Source organism: Streptomyces pilosus, from assembly GCF_014649835.1.
Taxonomy (GTDB): Bacteria; Actinomycetota; Actinomycetes; order Streptomycetales; family Streptomycetaceae; genus Streptomyces; species Streptomyces pilosus.
On record NZ_BMTU01000018.1, the window covers coordinates 109,250 to 126,843 of the forward strand.

Consider the following 17,594-nt stretch of genomic DNA (forward strand, 5'->3'; position numbering starts at 1 on the left):
AGTGATGCGCAGGACGAGCAGGACCATCCGAATACGCAGGTCGCCCGAGACCCCCATGACGACCCGCCGTTCCCGCGGGGCCGCGAGGGCCGCCGCCGCGCTCGCCGCGGGCGTGCTGGCGGTCTCGCTCACCGCCTGCGGGGGCGACGACGACGGCGGTGACGACGACAAGGGCGGCGGGGCCGCCGGCGGCGACACCGGCACCACCGTGACCCTGCCGAAGCTGGACGGCGAGACCCTGGAGGTCGCGGCCGTGTGGACCGGCGCCGAGCAGGAGAACTTCAAGAAGGTCCTGGCGGAGTTCGAGAAGCGCACCGGCGCCAAGGTGACCTTCGTGCCCGCCCAGGACCCGATCATCAACTTCCTCGGTTCGAAGATCGCGGGCGGCGCCCCGCCGGACGTGGCGATGCTGCCGCAGCCGGGCGCCATCAAGCAGGCGGTGGAGAAGGGCTGGGCCAAGCCGCTGGGCGCCGAGGCCGCCAAGGAGCTCGCCGAGAACTACTCGCAGGGCTGGCAAGACATCGGCACGGTCGACGGCCGGCAGTACGGCGTCTACTACAAGGCCGCCAACAAGTCGCTGATCTGGTACAACGCCCAGGTCTTCGAGAACGCGGGCGCGGCCGAGCCCAAGACGTGGGAGGAGCTGCTCACCACCGCGCAGACGGTGTACGACTCCGGGGTCACCCCCTTCTCGGTCGGCGGGGCCGACGGCTGGACGCTGACCGACTGGTTCGAGAACGTCTACCTGTCCCAGGCCGGGCCGGAGAAGTACGACCAGCTGGCACGGCACGAGATCAAGTGGACGGACCCCTCCGTGAAGGAGGCGCTCACCACGCTCGCCGGGATCTGGGGCAAGCAGGACTACGTCGCGGGCGGCGCGTCCGGCGCGCTGCAGACGGAGTTCCCGGCCTCCGTGACCCAGACCTTCACCGGCGGCGACCAGCCCAAGGCCGGCATGGTCTACGAGGGCGACTTCGTGCAGGTGAACATCGCCGAGACCGAGGCCGAGGTGGGCAAGGACGCCAAGGTGTTCCCGTTCCCCGCGGTCGGTGACGACCCGCCCGTGGTGTCCGGCGGCGACGCGGCGGTGATCCTGAAGGACTCGCCGGCGGCGCAGGCACTGGCGACCTTCCTGGCCTCCCCGGACGCGGCGGGCATCCAGGCGAAGCTCGGCGGCTACCTCTCGCCGAACAAGAACGTGCCCAACTCGGCCTATCCGAACGAGGTCCAGCGGAAGATGGCCAAGGCGCTGCTCGACGCCGGTGACGACTTCCGCTTCGACATGTCCGACCAGGCCCCGCAGGCCTTCGGCGGCACGCCCGGAAAGGGCGAGTGGAAGGCGCTTCAGGACTTCCTGAAGAACCCGAAGGACATCGCGGGCACCCAGGCGAAGCTGGAGGCCGACGCGGCCGCGGCGTACGGGAACTGATCCGGCGATGGCGTCGGACAAGGCGGCGGGGACCCCGAAGGCGGCCCCCGCCGCTCCCAGGTCGCGCAAGAGCGTCACCGGCACCCGCGCAACGGTCGCGGCGCTGTTCCTGCTGCCCGCGCTCGTGCTGCTCGGTGCGCTCGTGGTCTACCCGATCGGGTACTCCGTCATCCGCAGCTTCTACGACCAGTCCGGCGACGGGTTCGCCGGCATCGACAACTACCGGGCGCTGTTCACCGACGACGGCATCCGCACCGCCCTGAAGAACAACGTCCTCTGGGTGGTGTTCGCGCCGACGGTCGCCACCGCGCTCGGTCTGGTCTTCGCGGTCCTGACCGAACGGGTGCGCTGGGGAACGGCGTTCAAGCTGGTCGTCTTCATGCCGATGGCGATCTCCATGCTGGCGGCCGGGATCATCTTCCGCCTGGTGTACGACCAGGACCCGGACAAGGGCGTGGCGAACGCGGTGTGGGTGGGGGTGCACGACACCTTCGCCCAGTCGTCGGCGTTCCCGAAGGCGCACCCGGGGCGTGAGTCGCCGCTGGAGCCGGCCGGCGGGGGCGCGTTCGTCACCAGGGGCACGGTGAGCGCCGGTGACACGGTCTCCCTGCCGCTGGTCGGGGTCGCCCCGGACCTGATGCCGGACGACGCCGAGCCCGCGGCGGCGGCGAAGCCGGAGGGCGACCGGATCACCGGCACCACCTGGCAGGACTTCACCCGCGGCAAGGGCGTCGGCACGCTGAACCGGGTCGACGCCGCCGAGCTCGGCTATCCGGGGATGCGGATCGAGGCCGTCAAGGACGGCGAGGTGGTGGAGACGGCCACGGCGGGCGCCGACGGCACGTTCTCCCTGTCGTCGAAGGCCGACGGGGCACGGCTGCGGCTCCCGGCGAGCAACTTCGACGCACCGTACAACGGGCTGGACTGGCTCGGCCCGTCGCTGGTCACCCCGGCGATCATCGGCTCGTACATCTGGATGTGGGCGGGCTTCGCGATGGTGCTGATCGCGGCCGGGCTCGCGGGCATGCCCAGGGAACTGCTGGAGGCCGCGCGGGTGGACGGGGCCAACGAGTGGCAGGTGTTCAGACGGATCACGGTGCCCCTGCTGGCGCCGGTCCTCGCGGTGGTCGCCGTCACCCTGATGATCAACGTGCTGAAGGTGTTCGACCTGGTCTTCATCATCGCCCCGGGCTCCTCCCAGGACGATGCCAACGTCCTGGCGCTGGAGCTCTACCGCCAGGGCTTCTCGGCGGACCAGCCGGGCATCGCCAGCGCCATCGCGGTGTTCCTGCTGCTGCTGGTCATCCCGGTGATGTGGTTCAACGTACGGCGGCTGCGGCGGGAGGTCAGGCGATGAGACGACGTCGGCCGAGGGCCTGCTGGGGGTCCGGGGGTCGTCCCCCGGGTGGACGCAGTAACGTACGGCGGCTGCGGCGGGAGGTCAGGCGATGAGACGACGTCGGCCGAGGGCCTGCTGGGGGTCCGGGGGTCGTCCCCCGGGGGGACGCAGTAACGTACGGCGGCTGCGGCGGGAGGTCAGGCGATGAGTGCCACCGGAGCGGGCGCGAGGCCCGTCGCCGCCGCCGGGGAGTCGCTCGGCGCCCGGCTGAGCCGGGTGGTGAGCGGCGGTCTGGTCCGTGTCTTCCTGATCGTCGTCGGCCTGTTCTGGCTGGTCCCGACGATCGGGCTGCTGCTGGCCAGCCTGCGCACCCCGCGCGACATGGCCGCGGACGGCTGGTGGACGGTGTTCACCGAGCCGTCGGAGTTGACCTTCGGCGCCTACGAGACACTGCTGAAGAACGACGACATCACCGGCTCGCTGCTGAACACGGTGTACATCACCGTCCCGGCGACGGTCCTGGTGGTGGTGATCGGCTCCCTGGCGGGCTACGCCTTCGCCTGGATGGAGTTCCCGGGCCGCGACTGGTGGTTCCTGGCGGTCGTGGGGCTGCTGGTGGTGCCGGTGCAGGTGGCGCTGATCCCGATCGCCGAACTCTTCGGCACCCTGGGCATCTTCGGCTCCCTGACCGGCGTGATCCTCTTCCACGTCGGTTTCGGGCTGCCGTTCGCGGTGTTCCTGCTGCGGAACTTCTTCGCGGAGATCCCCAGGGAGCTGCTGGAGGCGGCCCGGCTGGACGGCGCGGGCGAACTGCGCCTGTTCGTCCGGGTCGTGATGCCGCTGGCCGGTCCGGCCATCGCCGCGCTCGGCATCTTCCAGTTCCTGTGGGTGTGGAACGACATGCTGGTCGCGCTGATCTTCACCGACTCGGGGAGCCAGCCGATCACGGTCGCCCTGCAGACGCAGGTACGGCAGTTCGGCAACAACATCGACGTCCTGGCACCCGGCGCGTTCATCTCGATGGTGGTTCCGCTGGTCGTGTTCTTCGCGTTCCAGCGGCAGTTCGTGTCCGGAGTGATGGCGGGAGCGGTCAAGTAACAGATGCGCTCGCACAGTTGAAGGGGTGGACCGGCAAGGTCCGCCCCTTCGTGTGACGGGTGTCCCCCGGATGCCCCAGGGGGCGTAACCAAGTCGGCCCAGCGGCCGTTGCCGGGCAGAACGCCCGCACCGACCGTTGGATGCCCCTTGCCCAGGTTCAGTGTCATTGTCCCCGCGTACCAGGTCCAGGCGTATCTGCACGAGTGCCTGGAATCGGTGCTGTCGCAGTCGTACCCCGATCTCGAACTGATCGCCGTCGACGACTGCTCGCCGGACGCCTGCGGCGCGGTGATCGACGAGTTCGCGGCCCGCGACCCCCGCGTACGGGTCGTGCACCTGCCGGAGAACACCGGGCTCGGGCAGGCCCGCAACGCCGGGATCGAGCGGGCGACCGGCGACTACCTGGTGTTCCTCGACGGCGACGACACCCTCACCCCCGACGCGCTGCTGGCCCTCGCCGACCGGCTGAAGGAGACCGGCGACCCGGACGTCCTCGTCTACGACTACGCGCGGACCTACTGGTCGGGCGAGGCGGTGCGCAACCGGGTCGCCGCCGAGCTCACCGAACGCGGGCCGGCGCCGTTCCGGCTCACCGACCGGCCGGGGCTGCTGAACCTGCTGATGGTGGCCTGGAACAAGGCGTACCGGCGGGAGTTCGTGCTCCGCGCGGGTCTCGCCTTCCCGCCCGGCTACTACGAGGACACGCCGTGGACGTACCCGGCGCTGATGACGGCGGAGTCGATCGCCACGCTCGACCGGGTGTGCGTGCACTACCGGCAGCGGCGGGCCGGGTGCATCCTGCGCACCACCAGTGACCGGCACTTCGACGTCTTCGACCAGTACGACCGCGTCTTCGCGTTCCTCGACGGGCGGCCCGACCTGGAGCGCTGGCGGCCGGTGCTGTTCCGCCGCATGGTCGACCACCTGGTGACGGTGTACACCCGGCGGGACCGGTTGCCGCGCGGTTCGCGGGCCGCGTTCCTGCGCCGGGCCCGGGCCCAGTACCGGCGTCACCGGACGCCCGGCGCGCCCGTCCCCGCGCGCGCCCGCGTGCACCACGCGCTGGTCCGGTTCGGCCTGCACCGCACCTACCGGGCCCTGAGACGGGCGGCGGCCCTGTACCGCGGGACCGCCCGGCTCACCGGCCGGCTGCCCGGCGCACTGCGCCACGCCGCGCTGCGCGGCCACTACCGCCTCCAGCGGATGCTCCCGCTGCGCGCCGACCACGCCCTGTTCACCGCCCGCGCGGGCCGCGGCGGTGACCCCGCCGCCCTGGAGTCCGCGGTGCGCGAGTTCGCCCCGCACGTCCGCACCGCCTGGGTGGCCGGCCCCGAGCACCACCACACCCTCGCCCCGGGCACCCGCCGCCTCGTCCCCGGCACCGCCGCGCACTGGAGCGCGCTCGCCCGGTCCGCGTACCTGGTGACCGACACGGAGACGGAGCCCGGCCTGGTCAAGCGCCGGGGCCAGACCCTGGTCCGGGTGCAGCGCGGCACCCCCGTCGGGCACGTGGGCCTGGACCTCCAGGAACGTCCGGCGGTGGCCCGGGGCACCGACTTCCGGCGGCTGCTGCGCGAGGTCGACCAGTGGGACTACGTCGTCTCCGCCGACCGCCACTCCACGCTGACCTGGGAACGCGTGCACCCCGGCAGCTACACCACCCTGGAGTACGGCAGGCCGCGCGCCGACCGCTTCCACACGGCGACCGGCGCGGACGTCGCCGCGCTGCGGGAGTCGCTGGGCGTCCCGAAGGGTGCGGTGGCGATCCTCTACGCGCCGGCCCGCCGCGACTACGTCCGCACCCAGCCCCGGCTGCTCGACCTGGAGCGCGTGGCGCGCCGGCTCGGCCCGCGGTTCGTCGTCCTGTCCCGCGCCCACCACCCCCACGACGGGCCGGCCGAGGCCGCCTCCGACCGGGTGCTGGACGTGAGCGGGCACCCGGACGTGGCCGCGCTCTGCCTGGCCTCGGACGTCCTGGTCACCGACTTCTCGCCGCTGATGTGCGACTACGCGGTCCTCAACCGGCCGGTCGTGCTGCACGCCGACGACTGGGAGGCGTACGAGGCGGCCCGCGGCCTGTACGTCGACCCGCGGTGCCTGCCGCCGGGCGCGGTCGCGGGCAGCGAGGACGAACTGATCGACATCTTCGCCTCCGGCCACTGGTGCGGAGCCCGCTCCGCACGGCTGCGCGCGGCGTTCCGTGACCGTTTCTGCCCGCACGACGACGGCCGGGCCGCCGAGCGGGTCGTGCGCCGGGTGCTGCTCGGGGAGACCGAACTGCCCCCGGTCGTCCCCCTGGACGAGCGTCTCCCCGCGCCACCGGCCGCCGCCGCGATCGACCTGCCGTCGCTCGCGCCGCCGCCGCCGCGGCGGTCCGCCGGACTGCTGACCGTCACCGACGGCGGCTGACCGTCGTTCCCCCCTCGGGAGATCCCGTGCCCCCCGGCTCGTCGCGGCCCACCCCGGCCCGGCCGCCCGCCCGGCGGCCGGCGGGACGGCCCGGCCGGCGCCCCGCACGCTGAGGCGGCCGGCGCCCCGCCACCCCCTACGGAAAGAGCAGAATGCCCCGCTTCAGCATCATCGTCCCGTCCCACGGGGTCGCAGGTCGGCTGGGCCAGGCGCTGGACTCCGTCCTCGCCCAGTCCTTCGGTGACTTCGAGCTGATCCCGGTCTGTGACGCCCCCGGGTCCCCGGCGGCCGACGTGGCCGCCCGGCACGCCGAGCGGGACTCCCGGGTGGCCCCCGTGCACGCGCCCCCGTCGGACGGGCTGGCGGGGGCGCGCAACGCGGGGATGCGGGCGGCGACCGGGACGTACCTGCTGTTCCTCGACGGCGACGACGTGCTGGTCCCGGGCGCGCTGGCCGCCCTGGACGCGCGCCTGGCGGAGACCGGGCCGGTGGACGTGCTGCACTTCGAACACGAGCGTGTGCCCTGGTGGGAGGGCGAGCCCACCAACCCGGCCGCGCCACTGCTGGCCCCCACCCCGGACGACGCCTTCGCGCCCGCGCGCGCCCCGCACCTCACCGGCGTGCGCCTCCCGGCGTGGAGCGCGGCCTGGCGCCGGGCCTTCGCCGCCGAGCAGTGCCTGGCCTTCCCCCGGGGGCACTTCACGGACGTCGGCTGGGGCGGACTGGCGATGCTGGGCGCCGAGCGCGTGGCGGTGCTGCGCGCGGTGGTCGTCCGGCACCGGGCGCGCCGGCAGGGCAGCCGGCTCAGCCTGCCCGGCACGCACCACGCCGACCTGCTGGACCAGGTCGAGCTGGTGCTCTCCCACGCGGCCGACCTGGAGGTGCCCGCGACCCGCTCGGGGCCGCTGTTCGAGCAGCTGTTCGCCATCGTGCTGAAGACGGCCGCCCACCCCCGGCGGCTCCCGTCGGGACGCCGCGCCTTCTTCCGCCGGGCGAGCGCCCTGTACCGCCGTCACCGCCCCGCCGGCTACCGGCCCCCGGGCGGCAGCCCGGGCGTGCAGCACCGGCTGCTGGCGGCCGGCTCCTACGCGGCCTTCGCCGCCCTGCGCGGCGCCCGCCGCGCGGCGTCCCGGACGGCGGCGGCGGTGCCGCGTCCCCGGGGCCTGCGCACCCGGCTGCTGTACCGGGCGCACCTGCGCCGTCCGCTGGACGCGAACCTCGCCGTGTACTGCGCGTACTGGGGCCGCGGCTACGCCTGCAACCCGGCCGCGATCCACGCGAAGGCGCGGGAACTCGCCCCGCACATCCGCTCGGTGTTCCTGGTGGAGGCCGACCAGGCGCACACCGTCCCGGAGGACGTCGAGTACGCGGTCATCGGCAGCCGCCGTTCCTGGGAGCTGCTGGCCCGCGCGAAGTACCTCGTCAACAACGCCAACTTCGCGGAGGGCGTCGTCAAGCGGCCCGGCAGCGTGCACCTCCAGACGCAGCACGGCACCCCGCTGAAGACCATGGGCGTCGACCAGTCGACGTACCCGGTGGTGGCCGCGACGACCGGCAGCTTCGGCAAGCTGCTGGGCCGGGTGGACCGCTGGGACTACAACCTGTCCTCCAACCCCCACTCCACCCGGGTGTGGGAGCGGGCCTTCCCCGGCTCCTACGAGCAGCTGGAGTACGGCTATCCGCGCAACGACGCGTACCTGACCGCCACGGCCGCCGACGTGGCGCGGATCCGCGCGGAACTGGGCGTCCCCGAGGGCGCCACGGCCGTGCTGTACGCGCCGACCCACCGCGACCACCACACCGGCTTCGAGCCCGGCCTCGACCTGGAGGCGTTCTGCGCCGCGGCCGGCGAGGACGTCGTGGTGCTGCTGCGCGCCCACTACTTCTACGACCGGGGCGGGCGCGGCCACGGCGGCCGGGTCGTCGACGTCACCGCGCACCGCTCCTCCGAGGACGTCTGCCTGGCCGCCGACGCGCTGATCACCGACTACTCCTCGATCATGTTCGACTACGCCGTCCTGGACCGCCCGATCGTCGTCTACGCCGACGACTGGGACGTCTACCGGGAGGTCCGCGGCGTCTGCTTCGACCTGATGGACGGGCCGCCAGGACCAATCGCCCGCACCCCCGACGAGCTGGCCCGGGTCTTCCGCGACGGCTCGTACGCGGGGCCGGAGTCGGCCGCCCTGCGGGCCCGGTTCCGGGAGCGGTTCTGCCCCTTCGACGACGGGCGGGCCGCCGAACGCGTGGTCCGCCGGGTGCTGCTAGGTGAGCCGCCCGAGGCGCTGCCGCCCGTCATCCCGCTCGCGGAGCGCGTCCCCGCTCCCGCGGCCGCCACCCTGGTGAGGAGCTGACGTGCCCCGCTTCAGCGTCGTCGTCCCCGTCCACAAGGTGCAGGGCTACCTGCACGCCTGCCTGGACTCGGTGCTCGGACAGTCGTACCGCGACATCGAGGTGATCGCCGTCGACGACCGCTCCCCCGACGGCTGCGGCGCGATCCTCGACGCGTACGCGGCCCGGGACGAGCGGGTCCGGGTGCTGCACCTGCCGGAGAACGTGGGCCTCGGGCGGGCGCGCAACGCGGGCCTGCCGCACGCGAGCGGCGACTACCTGCTCTTCCTGGACAGCGACGACACCCTCACCCCCGGCGCGCTGCGCGCCCTGGCCGACCGGCTCGACGAGACCGGCGACCCGGACGTGCTGGTCTTCGACTACGCCCGCACCTACTGGTGGGGCGGCACCCGCCGCAACGTGCTGGCGCACGTCCTGGCGGACAACGCCGGGGCCGCCTTCACCGCCGCCGAGCGGCCGGAGATCCTCGACCTGCTGATGGTGGTGTGGAACAAGGCCTACCGGCGCGACTTCGTCGAACGGGAGGGCTTCGCCTTCCCGCCCGGCTACTACGAGGACACGCCCTGGACGTTCCCGGTGATGCTCAGCGCGGAGCGCATCGCCACCCTGGACCGGATCTGCCTGTACTACCGGCAGCGCCGCCAGGGCAGCATCCTGTCCACCACCAGCCGCAAGCACTTCGACGTCCACGAGCAGTACGCGCGGGTGTTCCGCTTCGTCGACGCCCGCCCGGCGCTCGCGCACTGGCGGCCGTTCCTGCACGCCAAGATGGGCGAGCACTGTCTCGACATCCTCTCCAAGCCGGACCGGCTGCCCCCCGCCGACCGGGGCGAGTTCTTCCGCCGCACGGCCGAGATGTTCCACGCGCACCGCCCGGAGGGTGTCCGGGTCCCCGCCGACCTGCGGGTGCTGGAGGGGAGCTACGCCGGATACGTGCTGCGGCGGCAGGCCGGCCGGGCGGGCCGTGAGCTGGGCCGGCGGGCCCGGCAGGCGCGCACCGCGACGGCGGCGCGGGCCGTGCGGACCCGGGCGGCGCTGCGCCGCCCGCTGGACCCGGACCTCGCCGTGTACTCGGCGTTCTCCCACCGGGGCGTGCTGGGCGACCCGGCGGCGATCCACCGCGCGGCGCGCGAGATCGCCCCGCACATCCGGAGCGTGTGGGTGCTGGCCGACGAGGAGCGGGCGGCCGGACTGCCACCGGACACCGAGTACGTGCTCCTGGACTCGCCCGGCTACCGCAGGGCGGTCGAGCGGGCCACGTACTTCGTCAACAACGTCAACTGGTCGGGCGCGCTGGTCAAACGCCCCGGGAGCGTGCACGTCCACACCCACCAGGGCACCCCGCTGAAGTTCATGGGCGCCGACCTGCTCGGCAAGCCCGGTGCCCGGCACGGTTTCGACGTGCCGCAGATGCTGCGCCGGGCCGACCGCTGGGACTACAGCCTGGTCGCCAACCGGCACTCCGAGCTGGTGTGGGAGCGGGCCTTCCCCTGTCACTTCACCTCCCTGCGCTCGGGCAGTCCCCGCAACGACGTCCTGGTCGGCGCGGGGCCGGACAGCGGCCGCGCGGTCCGGGCCCGGCTGGGCATCCCGGAGGGCGACACGGTGGTGCTGTACGCGCCGACCCGCCGCGACTACCGCAGGGACGGCCTGGTGGAGCGGATCGACCTGGCCCGGTTCGCCGCCGACCTGGGTGAGGGCCGCACCCTGGTGGTCCGGCTGCACCCCTCGCTCGCCGACGGGCCCGCGCGCGGCCTGGGCCTCGCCGAACTGCACCGGCGGGGCGTGCTGGTGGACGCCACGGACGAGCCGGAGGTGCAGGAGGTGCTGCTCGCCGCCGACGTCCTGGTCACCGACTATTCGGCGCTGATGTTCGACTACGCCAACCTGGACCGGCCGATCGTGCTGCACGCCGACGACTGGGACGCCTTCCGGGCGAGCCGGGGCGCCTACGTCGACATCACCGCCGAGGCGCCGGGCCACGTGGCGCGCTCCTACCGGGAGCTGGCGTACCTGTTCGACTCCGGGACGTGGCGGGACGGGGAGGCACGGCGGCTGCGGTCGGCGTTCCGGGAGCGGTACTGCGAGTTCGACGACGGCCGGGCCGCCGAGCGGGTGGTGCGCGCGCTGATGCTGGGCGAGCCGGTGACGGAGCGCCCGCCGGGCCCCGCCCGGCTGCCCGCCCAGGCCGGCGGCCTCGGCCGGCTGACCACGTCGTGAGGCCGCGCACCTGGGTGCTGCTCCTGGCTGCGGTCTTCGCGGTGCTGCAACTGGCGAACGTCTCCGGCCGGGACACCCCCGACAGCAAGAACTACCTGTCCTACGCGCTGAGTCTGGGCGGCGCCGACACACGGGAGGCGGCGGCCGTCACCATCGACCACTACTGCGCGGGCCGGGCGGCGATCGCCCACCGCGCCCAGAACGTGGACGTGGTGCGCTTCCACGCCCCGGACCCCGCCCCACGGGTGTTCCAGGAGTGCCGGGAGCAGGAGTGGCGGGCGGTCGAGGCCGGTCTGGCGGACGGCCGGAGTGCCGGGCACACCGTGCCGTTCATGCCGGAGCGGTTCATGCGGATCTTCGAGGTGCGTCCCGGCTACCCGGTGTTCCTGCTGCCGTTCGTCGGCCTGCTCGGGGCGACCTGGGGCCTGTGGGCGGCGGGGGTGGTGATCACCTGCGCGGGCGGGGCGCTGGCCTTCCTGGTGCTGCGCACCCTGTCGGTGCCGGTGCCGCTCGCGCTCACCGGGCAGGCGCTGTTCCTCGTGCTGCCGTGCGGGACGACGGCGATGCGCCCGATGACGGAGGGGCTGCTGCTGGCCCTCACCCTGGCCGCCTTGTGGGGCTGTGCGCTGGCCCTCCGGGGGCGCGCGCGGGCGGGCACGGTGCTGGTGTGCGCCTCGCTGGCCGCGCTGTTCACCGTGAAGCACTCGCAGGCGCTGTTCCTCGGGCTGTGCCTGGCGGGCGCGGGCGCGGTGGTGGCCGTCCGGCGCCGCCGGCGGGGTCAGCCCGCGGGGCGCGGGGTGGTGGCGCTGGCCGCGGCGGGGTGCGCGGGGACGCTGGGCACGGTGGCGCTGGCCCGGCTGCTGGACTACCCCTCGGTGTCGGAGAGCGTGCAGGACCTGCTGACCGATCACTTCGCCCGCCCCGACCGGGAGCGTCCCTGGGCGGAGTTCTTCCAGCTCCAGGGGAACTTCTGGATGGAGTGGCTGCGGCGGCAGCTGTGGGAACCGCTGTTCCTGGCCGCCCTGGCCGCCGGTGCGCTGGGCGCGCGGCGGCGGCCGGCGTTCGGTGCCTTCCTGGTCGCCGCGGCCGGTACGGGGCTCCTCAACCAGGCCGGGCATCCGGACATCGCCATCTGGGGGGACCGGCTGATCACGCTGGCCTGGCTGCTGCCGGTGCTGGGGGTGCCGCTGCTGCTGGAGCCGGTGGCGCGGCGGCTCGTGGTGCCGGCGCGGGAGATGCCGCTGGAGCCCGTGCACTGACCGCCGGGGTCACTCGAAGGGGTGACTTGCGGTCAAGCCTGTGACGGGTTCGGGAACATACGGCAGATGTCTCGCATGACCTCGTTCCCCGTCACCCGATGAGCGCCGGAGTCCTCGTACGGCGGTCCGTGAGCGGTGCCACGGCGCTGCGCGGCGGCGGGGCCTGGCGCCCCACCCCGTACCAGTTGCTCGGCTTCCTGTTCTGGCTCGTGATGTCGCTGGCGTACTGGAGGGTGCCGCTGTGCTGCGACGCCGGCCAGCACGCCGCGGTCGTCGAACGCCTGAAGGACGACCTGCTGCGCCCCCGGCACCCGATGGCGGACCTGCCGGGCGCGGGCAGCCCGTACTACTCGCCGTTCGCCCTGGCGCAGGGGGTGGCCGCCCGGCTGACGGGGCTCGGCGGCTGGGAGGTGCTCGGGCTCACCGGGCCGCTGAACCTGCTGGTGCTGCTCACCGGCATCGGCCGGTTCGTGCGGGTGCTGACGCCGCGTCCGTGGGCGCCGGTGCTGGCGCTCGCCGCGATGACGCTGCTGTGGGGGGTGGAGCGGGCCTGGTGGAGCGGTTACCTGAACCTGATGTCCATGACGGGCAACCTGTCCTACCCGTCGGCGTTCGCGATCGGGCTCGCCTTCTGGGCCTGGGCGCTGACGGGCGTGCGGGCCGGTGACACGGCGGCCCTGCGGTACGTGGGACCGGGCGGGCTGCGGCCGCTGCCGGGGTACGCGGCGCTGGGCGCGCTGTACGGGCTGATCCTGCTGGTGCACCCGATCACGGCGGTCGCGGCGGCGGTGGGCGCGGTGGCGCTGGTGGCCGGCCGGCAGCGGGGGTGGACGGCGGCGGTCGCCGGTCGGTGGGCGCTGACAGGGGCGGTGGCGCTGCTGGTGGCGGCGGGCTGGCCGTACTTCGACGTCTTCGCGCTGGCCGGGGACGGCAGCGTGGACGCGATGCACCGGCGGCTGTACCTGGACCTCGCCGGTCAGTTCGGGCTGGCGCTGCTCGGGCTGCCGGTGCTGTGGCTGCGGGCGCGGCGCACCTCGTGGCGGGATCCGCTGGTGCTGATGTTCGTCCTGGACTGCCTGGTGGTGGCGTACGGCTGGGTCAGCGGGCACTACACGTACGGGCGGATCCTGGGGCTGACGCTGGCGCCGCTGCAGTTCGCGCTCGCGGTGGAGCTGGCGGCGCCCCGGCCGTGGCCGGTGTGGCGGCGGCTGCTGGGCGGGGCGGCGGCCGCGGGGGCCTGTGCCGGGTTCCTTACCGTGCAGGCGGGGGCGGTGGTGCCGCCCGCGGTGGATCCGGTGGGCTTCGAGCAGCCGCCGGACTGGCCGTCGTACGACTGGGCCGCGCGGTACGTCGGGCGGGGCGAGGTGGTGATCACCGACGGCTATCACGCCGTCCACGCGATCGCCGGGTACGGGCCGAACCTCGCGGCGCCCGCCTGGCCGGACCCGGCGCTGGACGAACGGGAGCGGCTGCGGCGGGCGGAGGACGTGCGCGCGTACCTGAATCCCGGTTCGACCCGCGCCGAGCGCGCCGCGGTCGTCCGCCGGTACCACGCGCGCTGGCTGCTGCTGACGCCCTGGCAGCGGGTGCCCGAGGAGGCGGTGGTGGTGACGTGGAGCCGGCGGACGGGGGAGGTGCTGGCACGGGTCGGGGACCCGGGCGGCGGGACTACTCGATGACGAGCTCGACGGGGACGTTGCCGCGGGTGGCGTTGGAGTAGGGGCAGACCTGGTGGGCCTGCTCGACCAGCTTGCGGCCGGTCTCCTCCTCGATGCCCTCGGGCAGCTCGACGCGGAGCGTCACCGCGAGCGCGAAGCCCTCGCCCTGCTTGCCGAGGACGACCTCGGCGGTCACCGCGGCGTCGCTGACGTCGACCTTCGCCGCCCGGCCGACCACGCCGAGGGCGCTGCCGAAGCAGGCCGCGTAACCGGCGGCGAACAGCTGCTCGGGGTTGGTGCCCTGACCGCTGCCGCCCAGCTCGACGGGGGCGCTCAGACCGAGGTCCAGCTTGCCGTCGGAGGTGACGGCGCGGCCCTCGCGGCCGTGGGTGGCGGTGGCGACGGCGGTGTAGAGCGCGTCCATGGGGAGACCCCTCTCGAGTGGTGGCCGGGCCGGAGCCTGGTGGTTCCGGCCGCCTGACGGACTCAAGTAGAGCACGCAATTGAATTGCGCGCAACCAAATGGCCCGCTGGAGCTACCCTGGAGCCATGACCGCCACCCCGAACCCACCCGCGACGCCCCCGCTGCCGGGCGCCGCGGACGACTGGCTCCGCCTCGACCAGCAGATCTGCTTCAGCCTGCACGCCGCCTCCCGCGCCTTCAACGGCGTCTACCGGGTGGTGCTGAAGGACCTCGGGCTCACCTATCCGCAGTACCTGGTCATGCTGGTGCTGTGGGAACACGGGACGCTGCCCGTGAAGAAGCTCGGCGAACACCTGCGGCTGGACTCCGGCACGCTGTCCCCGCTGCTCAAGCGTCTGGAGACGGCCGGACTGGTGCGCCGCGAGCGCAGTGCGCGCGACGAGCGGTCGGTGGAGGTCCGGCCCACCGAGGAGGGCGCCGCGCTGCGCGAGCGGGCGCGCGAGGTGCCGCGCCGCATCCTCGCCGCGACCGGCTTCGAGGGCGAGGAGGTCCGCTTCCTCAGCGCCCGTCTGCACGAACTGACCACGGCGCTCGACAGGGCGGCGGCGGGCGGGGCCTGACGCGCGTCCGGTACGAGACGCACTCGGGCGGGCAAAAGGGCAGGAACAGCCCATACCGCGCCCGAGGACGTCATGCACCCCCCTCACTCCCGGACCGCCCACACCGTCCACACCGCTGACACCGCTGACCCCCTTCGCACCGCCGCCGTCGCCGTCGTCGTGATCGGCCACGACGACGCCCCCCACGTGGCCGACGCCGTGCGCTCGGCCCTCGGGCAGGGCCCCGCCGTGCGCGAGGTGGTCGCCGTCGACGACTGCTCCACCGACGGCAGCGCCGGTCTGCTGGACCGGCTGGCCGCCGGCGAGCCCCGGCTGCGGGTGATCCGGCTCCCCGTCAACAGCGGCGGCTGCGGCACCCCCCGCAACACCGGGCTCGACGCGGTGACCGCGCCGTACGTGATGTTCCTGGACAGCGACGACGTCCTGCCGCCCGGCGCGGTGGACGCGCTGCTCACGGCCGCGACCGGCACGGGCGCCGAGGTCACCGGCGGCCTGTGCGTGCGGCGGGAACTCCCCTCGGGCCGCGAGGTGCCGTGGGAGCCCGGCCTGTACGCGGCCCCCGCCGTCCTCCCCCGCCCCGCCCACCACCCGCGGCTGGCGTACGACACGCTCTGCGTCAACAAGCTCTACGCCACGGCCTTCCTGCGCGCCCGCGGCATCCGCTTCCCCGAGGGCCGCTTCCCCTACGAGGACATCGTCTTCACGGCGCGGGTCTGGGCCGCGGCGCCGCGCGTCGCGCTGGTCCCGGACCGGGTGTACCTCTGGCACGTCCGCCGCTCCGCCCGGCAGCTGTCGATCTCACTGGCCCGGTCCGGCATCGACAACTGGCGCGCCCGCACCCACGCCTGCCGCACCGCCCACGGGATCCTGCTGGACGCAGGGGAGAAACTGCTGGCGCGCCGGGTCCGGGCCAAGTTCCTCGACCACGAGCTGCGCATGTACGCCCGTGAACTGCCGCTGCGGGACGAGGCCTACCGGCGGGAGTGGTGGACGCACACCCGGGCCTTCCTCGCCGACTACGACGCCGCCGACTGGGCCCGCGACCCGGCCGCCCCGGGCCGGCTGGTCGCACGGGTCGTGCTGGCTTCTCCCCAGCCGCGCGACCTGCCCCGGCTGCGGGAGCTGGCCGCCCGGCCGGCCCGGCTCCGCCCGCCCTACGCCCGCACGGCGGACGGCACACCCTGCTGGTCGTCCGCCCTGCCGGAGATCACCCTGGAGTCCCTGCTGACCCGCCCGGTGCGGCAGCTCCCCCTCGCCGTCGACGCGGAACTGCGCCCCCGCGCGGGCCGCCTGCGACTGCGCCTGCACGAGCTGTACGGCAGGACGGCCGAGGCCGGCCCCACGGAGGTGGAGGTGGAGTGGCGCCACCGGGACCGGGAGGGGATCGCCGTGCGCCGCACGGTGCCGTGGCGGGTGTCGTCCCCGCACACCTGGACCGCGGAGACCCCGGTGTGCCCGGACCGGCTGGCCGGTCTCGCCTCCGGCGCCTGGGACCTGCGCCTGCGGCTGCGCTTCCGGGACGGCTCCACCCGCCCGGTCACCGCCCACGCCCTGGCCGGCCCCGGCCTGCTGCGCCGCCTCGTCCTGCCGAGCCCCCGCCACGGCCTCGTCCTCGCCCGCCCCTACGCCACCCACTCCGGCTCCCTGGCCCTGCGCCTGGCCACCGGCCTCCCCGCCCTCACCCACCTCCTCCACACCCGCCTGCGGCGCCTCCTGCGCCACCGGCACTGAGCCCCGGCCCGGCGGTCGTCCGCCGTGGCGGCTCACAGGGCCTTCAGGGCCGCCGTCGTGGTGCGGGTCAGGGATTCGAGGTAGTCCTTGGGGAGCTTGGGGTTGCGGATGACGACCGAGCGCCAGTACAGGGGGCCGGAGATGAGGTCCAGGGCGAGGGCGTGGTCGATGCCGGGGCGGAGTTCGCCGCGGGTCTCCGCCGCCGTGACGATGCCCTTGGCGACGCCGTCCTGGCCTTCGCGCAGGGCCTTGCGGAGGGCCTCGGCGATCTCCGGGTTGCGGGCGGCCTCGGCCTGGAGGTCGGGGAGGACCTGGGAGGCGACGGGGTGGCGCAGGGCGCGGGAGGTGACCTCGTACAGCAGGCGCAGGTCGCCTTCGAGGGAGCCGGTGTCCGGCGCGGGCAGTCCCTGGACGGCGATCGCGGAGACCAGGTCGAGGACCAGGTGAAGCTTGGAGCGCCAGCGGCGGTACACCGCGGTCTTGCCGACGCCCGCGCGGCGCGCGATGCCCTCGATCGACATCCGCGCGTAGCCGGCGGAGGCGAGCTCCTCGAAGACGGCCGCCCGGATGGCCTCCGTGACGTCCTCCCGCAGCACGGCGGCCCCGGCGGGGGCCCGGCGGCGCGGACGCGGACGCGGCTGGGGCTCGTCTGCGTTCGTCGTCATGCCGACAGCATAGGCAGCCGCATCCGTCACGACGAAACGGTTGCGTTCCGACGTGCATTCGACCTACGCTCCGGTGACGACGATACGGTCCCGTCCCGACGTCGAACCCCGTTGCCCTCCCCTCCCCCTAGCGAAAGCAGCGGACGTGAGTCAGGCCCTGCACACACCGCCTCCCGCAGCACCCCGCCCGGTACCGGGCGAGGACGACCTCGCGGCCCTCGCCGCCCGGCACGGGCTCACCGTCAGCGGTGCCCGGCCGTCCCTGGTCGAGTACGTCCGTCAGCTCTGGGGCCGGCGGCACTTCATCCTCGCCTTCTCCCAGGCCAAGCTCACCGCCCAGTACAGCCAGGCCAAGCTCGGCCAGCTCTGGCAGGTGGCGACCCCGCTGCT

General features: G+C 74.2%; 12 protein-coding genes and 1 pseudogene. 11 read left to right on the forward strand and 2 right to left on the reverse strand.

All coding sequences use genetic code 11. From position 1 onward, the window contains the following. The first annotated feature begins 55 nt into the window (after positions 1-55). The 8 genes from IE118_RS30935 (at position 56) to IE118_RS30970 (ending at position 13,785) form a co-directional block, all read left to right on the forward strand. Positions 56-1,429, forward strand: coding sequence for an ABC transporter substrate-binding protein (locus IE118_RS30935; RefSeq protein ID WP_229847021.1), 1,374 nt, complete (start codon positions 56-58; stop codon positions 1,427-1,429). 7 nt (positions 1,430-1,436) lie between these two features. Then, positions 1,437-2,786: a carbohydrate ABC transporter permease gene (locus tag IE118_RS30940; protein WP_189561409.1), complete on the forward strand. Its 1,350-nt coding sequence runs from the start codon at positions 1,437-1,439 to the stop codon at positions 2,784-2,786. Between the two features lie 186 nt (positions 2,787-2,972). Continuing rightward, the gene (locus IE118_RS30945) at positions 2,973-3,866 is read left to right on the forward strand and encodes a carbohydrate ABC transporter permease (protein ID WP_189561410.1); all 894 of its coding nucleotides are present in this window, start codon (positions 2,973-2,975) and stop codon (positions 3,864-3,866) included. Between the two features lie 147 nt (positions 3,867-4,013). After that, entirely contained in the window at positions 4,014-6,275 is a 2,262-nt protein-coding gene (locus tag IE118_RS30950; RefSeq protein WP_189561411.1) for a bifunctional glycosyltransferase/CDP-glycerol:glycerophosphate glycerophosphotransferase, read from the forward strand. Positions 6,276-6,427: 152 nt separating this feature from the next. Beyond that, positions 6,428-8,629, forward strand: a complete 2,202-nt coding sequence (locus tag IE118_RS30955; RefSeq protein WP_189561412.1) for a bifunctional glycosyltransferase/CDP-glycerol:glycerophosphate glycerophosphotransferase — start codon at positions 6,428-6,430, stop codon at positions 8,627-8,629. A gap of 1 nt (position 8,630) precedes the next feature. After that, positions 8,631-10,847, forward strand: coding sequence for a bifunctional glycosyltransferase/CDP-glycerol:glycerophosphate glycerophosphotransferase (locus tag IE118_RS30960; RefSeq protein ID WP_189561413.1), 2,217 nt, complete (start codon positions 8,631-8,633; stop codon positions 10,845-10,847). Beyond that, complete coding sequence (locus IE118_RS30965; protein WP_189561414.1) at positions 10,844-12,106, forward strand: hypothetical protein; 1,263 nt, start codon at positions 10,844-10,846, stop codon at positions 12,104-12,106. Before IE118_RS30960 ends, IE118_RS30965 begins: the two co-directional genes overlap by 4 nt. A gap of 98 nt (positions 12,107-12,204) precedes the next feature. Beyond that, a complete protein-coding gene (locus IE118_RS30970) occupies positions 12,205-13,785 on the forward strand; it encodes a hypothetical protein (RefSeq protein ID WP_189561415.1) in 1,581 nt (526 codons plus the stop codon). Here the strand turns inward: IE118_RS30970 and IE118_RS30975 are convergent. Continuing rightward, positions 13,775-14,188, reverse strand: a complete 414-nt coding sequence (locus IE118_RS30975; RefSeq protein ID WP_189561416.1) for an organic hydroperoxide resistance protein — start codon at positions 14,186-14,188, stop codon at positions 13,775-13,777. The genes IE118_RS30970 and IE118_RS30975 overlap by 11 nt on opposite strands. Positions 14,189-14,313: 125 nt before the next feature. Here IE118_RS30975 and IE118_RS30980 point away from each other — a divergent pair, with 125 nt between their 5' ends. After that, the gene (locus IE118_RS30980; protein ID WP_229847022.1) at positions 14,314-14,808 is read left to right on the forward strand and encodes a MarR family winged helix-turn-helix transcriptional regulator; all 495 of its coding nucleotides are present in this window, start codon (positions 14,314-14,316) and stop codon (positions 14,806-14,808) included. 72 nt (positions 14,809-14,880) lie between these two features. After that, positions 14,881-16,539, forward strand: coding sequence for a glycosyltransferase family 2 protein (locus tag IE118_RS30985; RefSeq protein ID WP_189561418.1), 1,659 nt, complete (start codon positions 14,881-14,883; stop codon positions 16,537-16,539). Between the two features lie 32 nt (positions 16,540-16,571). Here the strand turns inward: IE118_RS30985 and IE118_RS30990 are convergent, their stop codons facing one another. After that, positions 16,572-17,204: a TetR/AcrR family transcriptional regulator gene (locus IE118_RS30990; protein WP_189561419.1), complete on the reverse strand. Its 633-nt coding sequence runs from the start codon at positions 17,202-17,204 to the stop codon at positions 16,572-16,574. A gap of 145 nt (positions 17,205-17,349) precedes the next feature. On the opposite strand from IE118_RS30990, the pseudogene IE118_RS30995 reads away from it, so the two are divergent. After that, positions 17,350-17,594, forward strand: a pseudogene (locus tag IE118_RS30995) (ABC transporter permease); the annotation flags it as partial.

Coding starts and splice junctions, on each gene's coding strand:
- IE118_RS30945 (WP_189561410.1), top strand. CDS start 2,973: ATGAGTGCCACCGGAGCGGGCGCGAGGCCCGTCGCCGCCGCCGGGGAG.
- IE118_RS30975 (WP_189561416.1), bottom strand. CDS start 14,188: ATGGACGCGCTCTACACCGCCGTCGCCACCGCCACCCACGGCCGCGAG.
- IE118_RS30955 (WP_189561412.1), top strand. CDS start 6,428: ATGCCCCGCTTCAGCATCATCGTCCCGTCCCACGGGGTCGCAGGTCGG.
- IE118_RS30985 (WP_189561418.1), top strand. CDS start 14,881: ATGCACCCCCCTCACTCCCGGACCGCCCACACCGTCCACACCGCTGAC.
- IE118_RS30980 (WP_229847022.1), top strand. CDS start 14,314: ATGACCGCCACCCCGAACCCACCCGCGACGCCCCCGCTGCCGGGCGCC.
- IE118_RS30970 (WP_189561415.1), top strand. CDS start 12,205: ATGAGCGCCGGAGTCCTCGTACGGCGGTCCGTGAGCGGTGCCACGGCG.
- IE118_RS30935 (WP_229847021.1), top strand. CDS start 56: ATGACGACCCGCCGTTCCCGCGGGGCCGCGAGGGCCGCCGCCGCGCTC.
- IE118_RS30990 (WP_189561419.1), bottom strand. CDS start 17,204: ATGACGACGAACGCAGACGAGCCCCAGCCGCGTCCGCGTCCGCGCCGC.
- IE118_RS30940 (WP_189561409.1), top strand. CDS start 1,437: ATGGCGTCGGACAAGGCGGCGGGGACCCCGAAGGCGGCCCCCGCCGCT.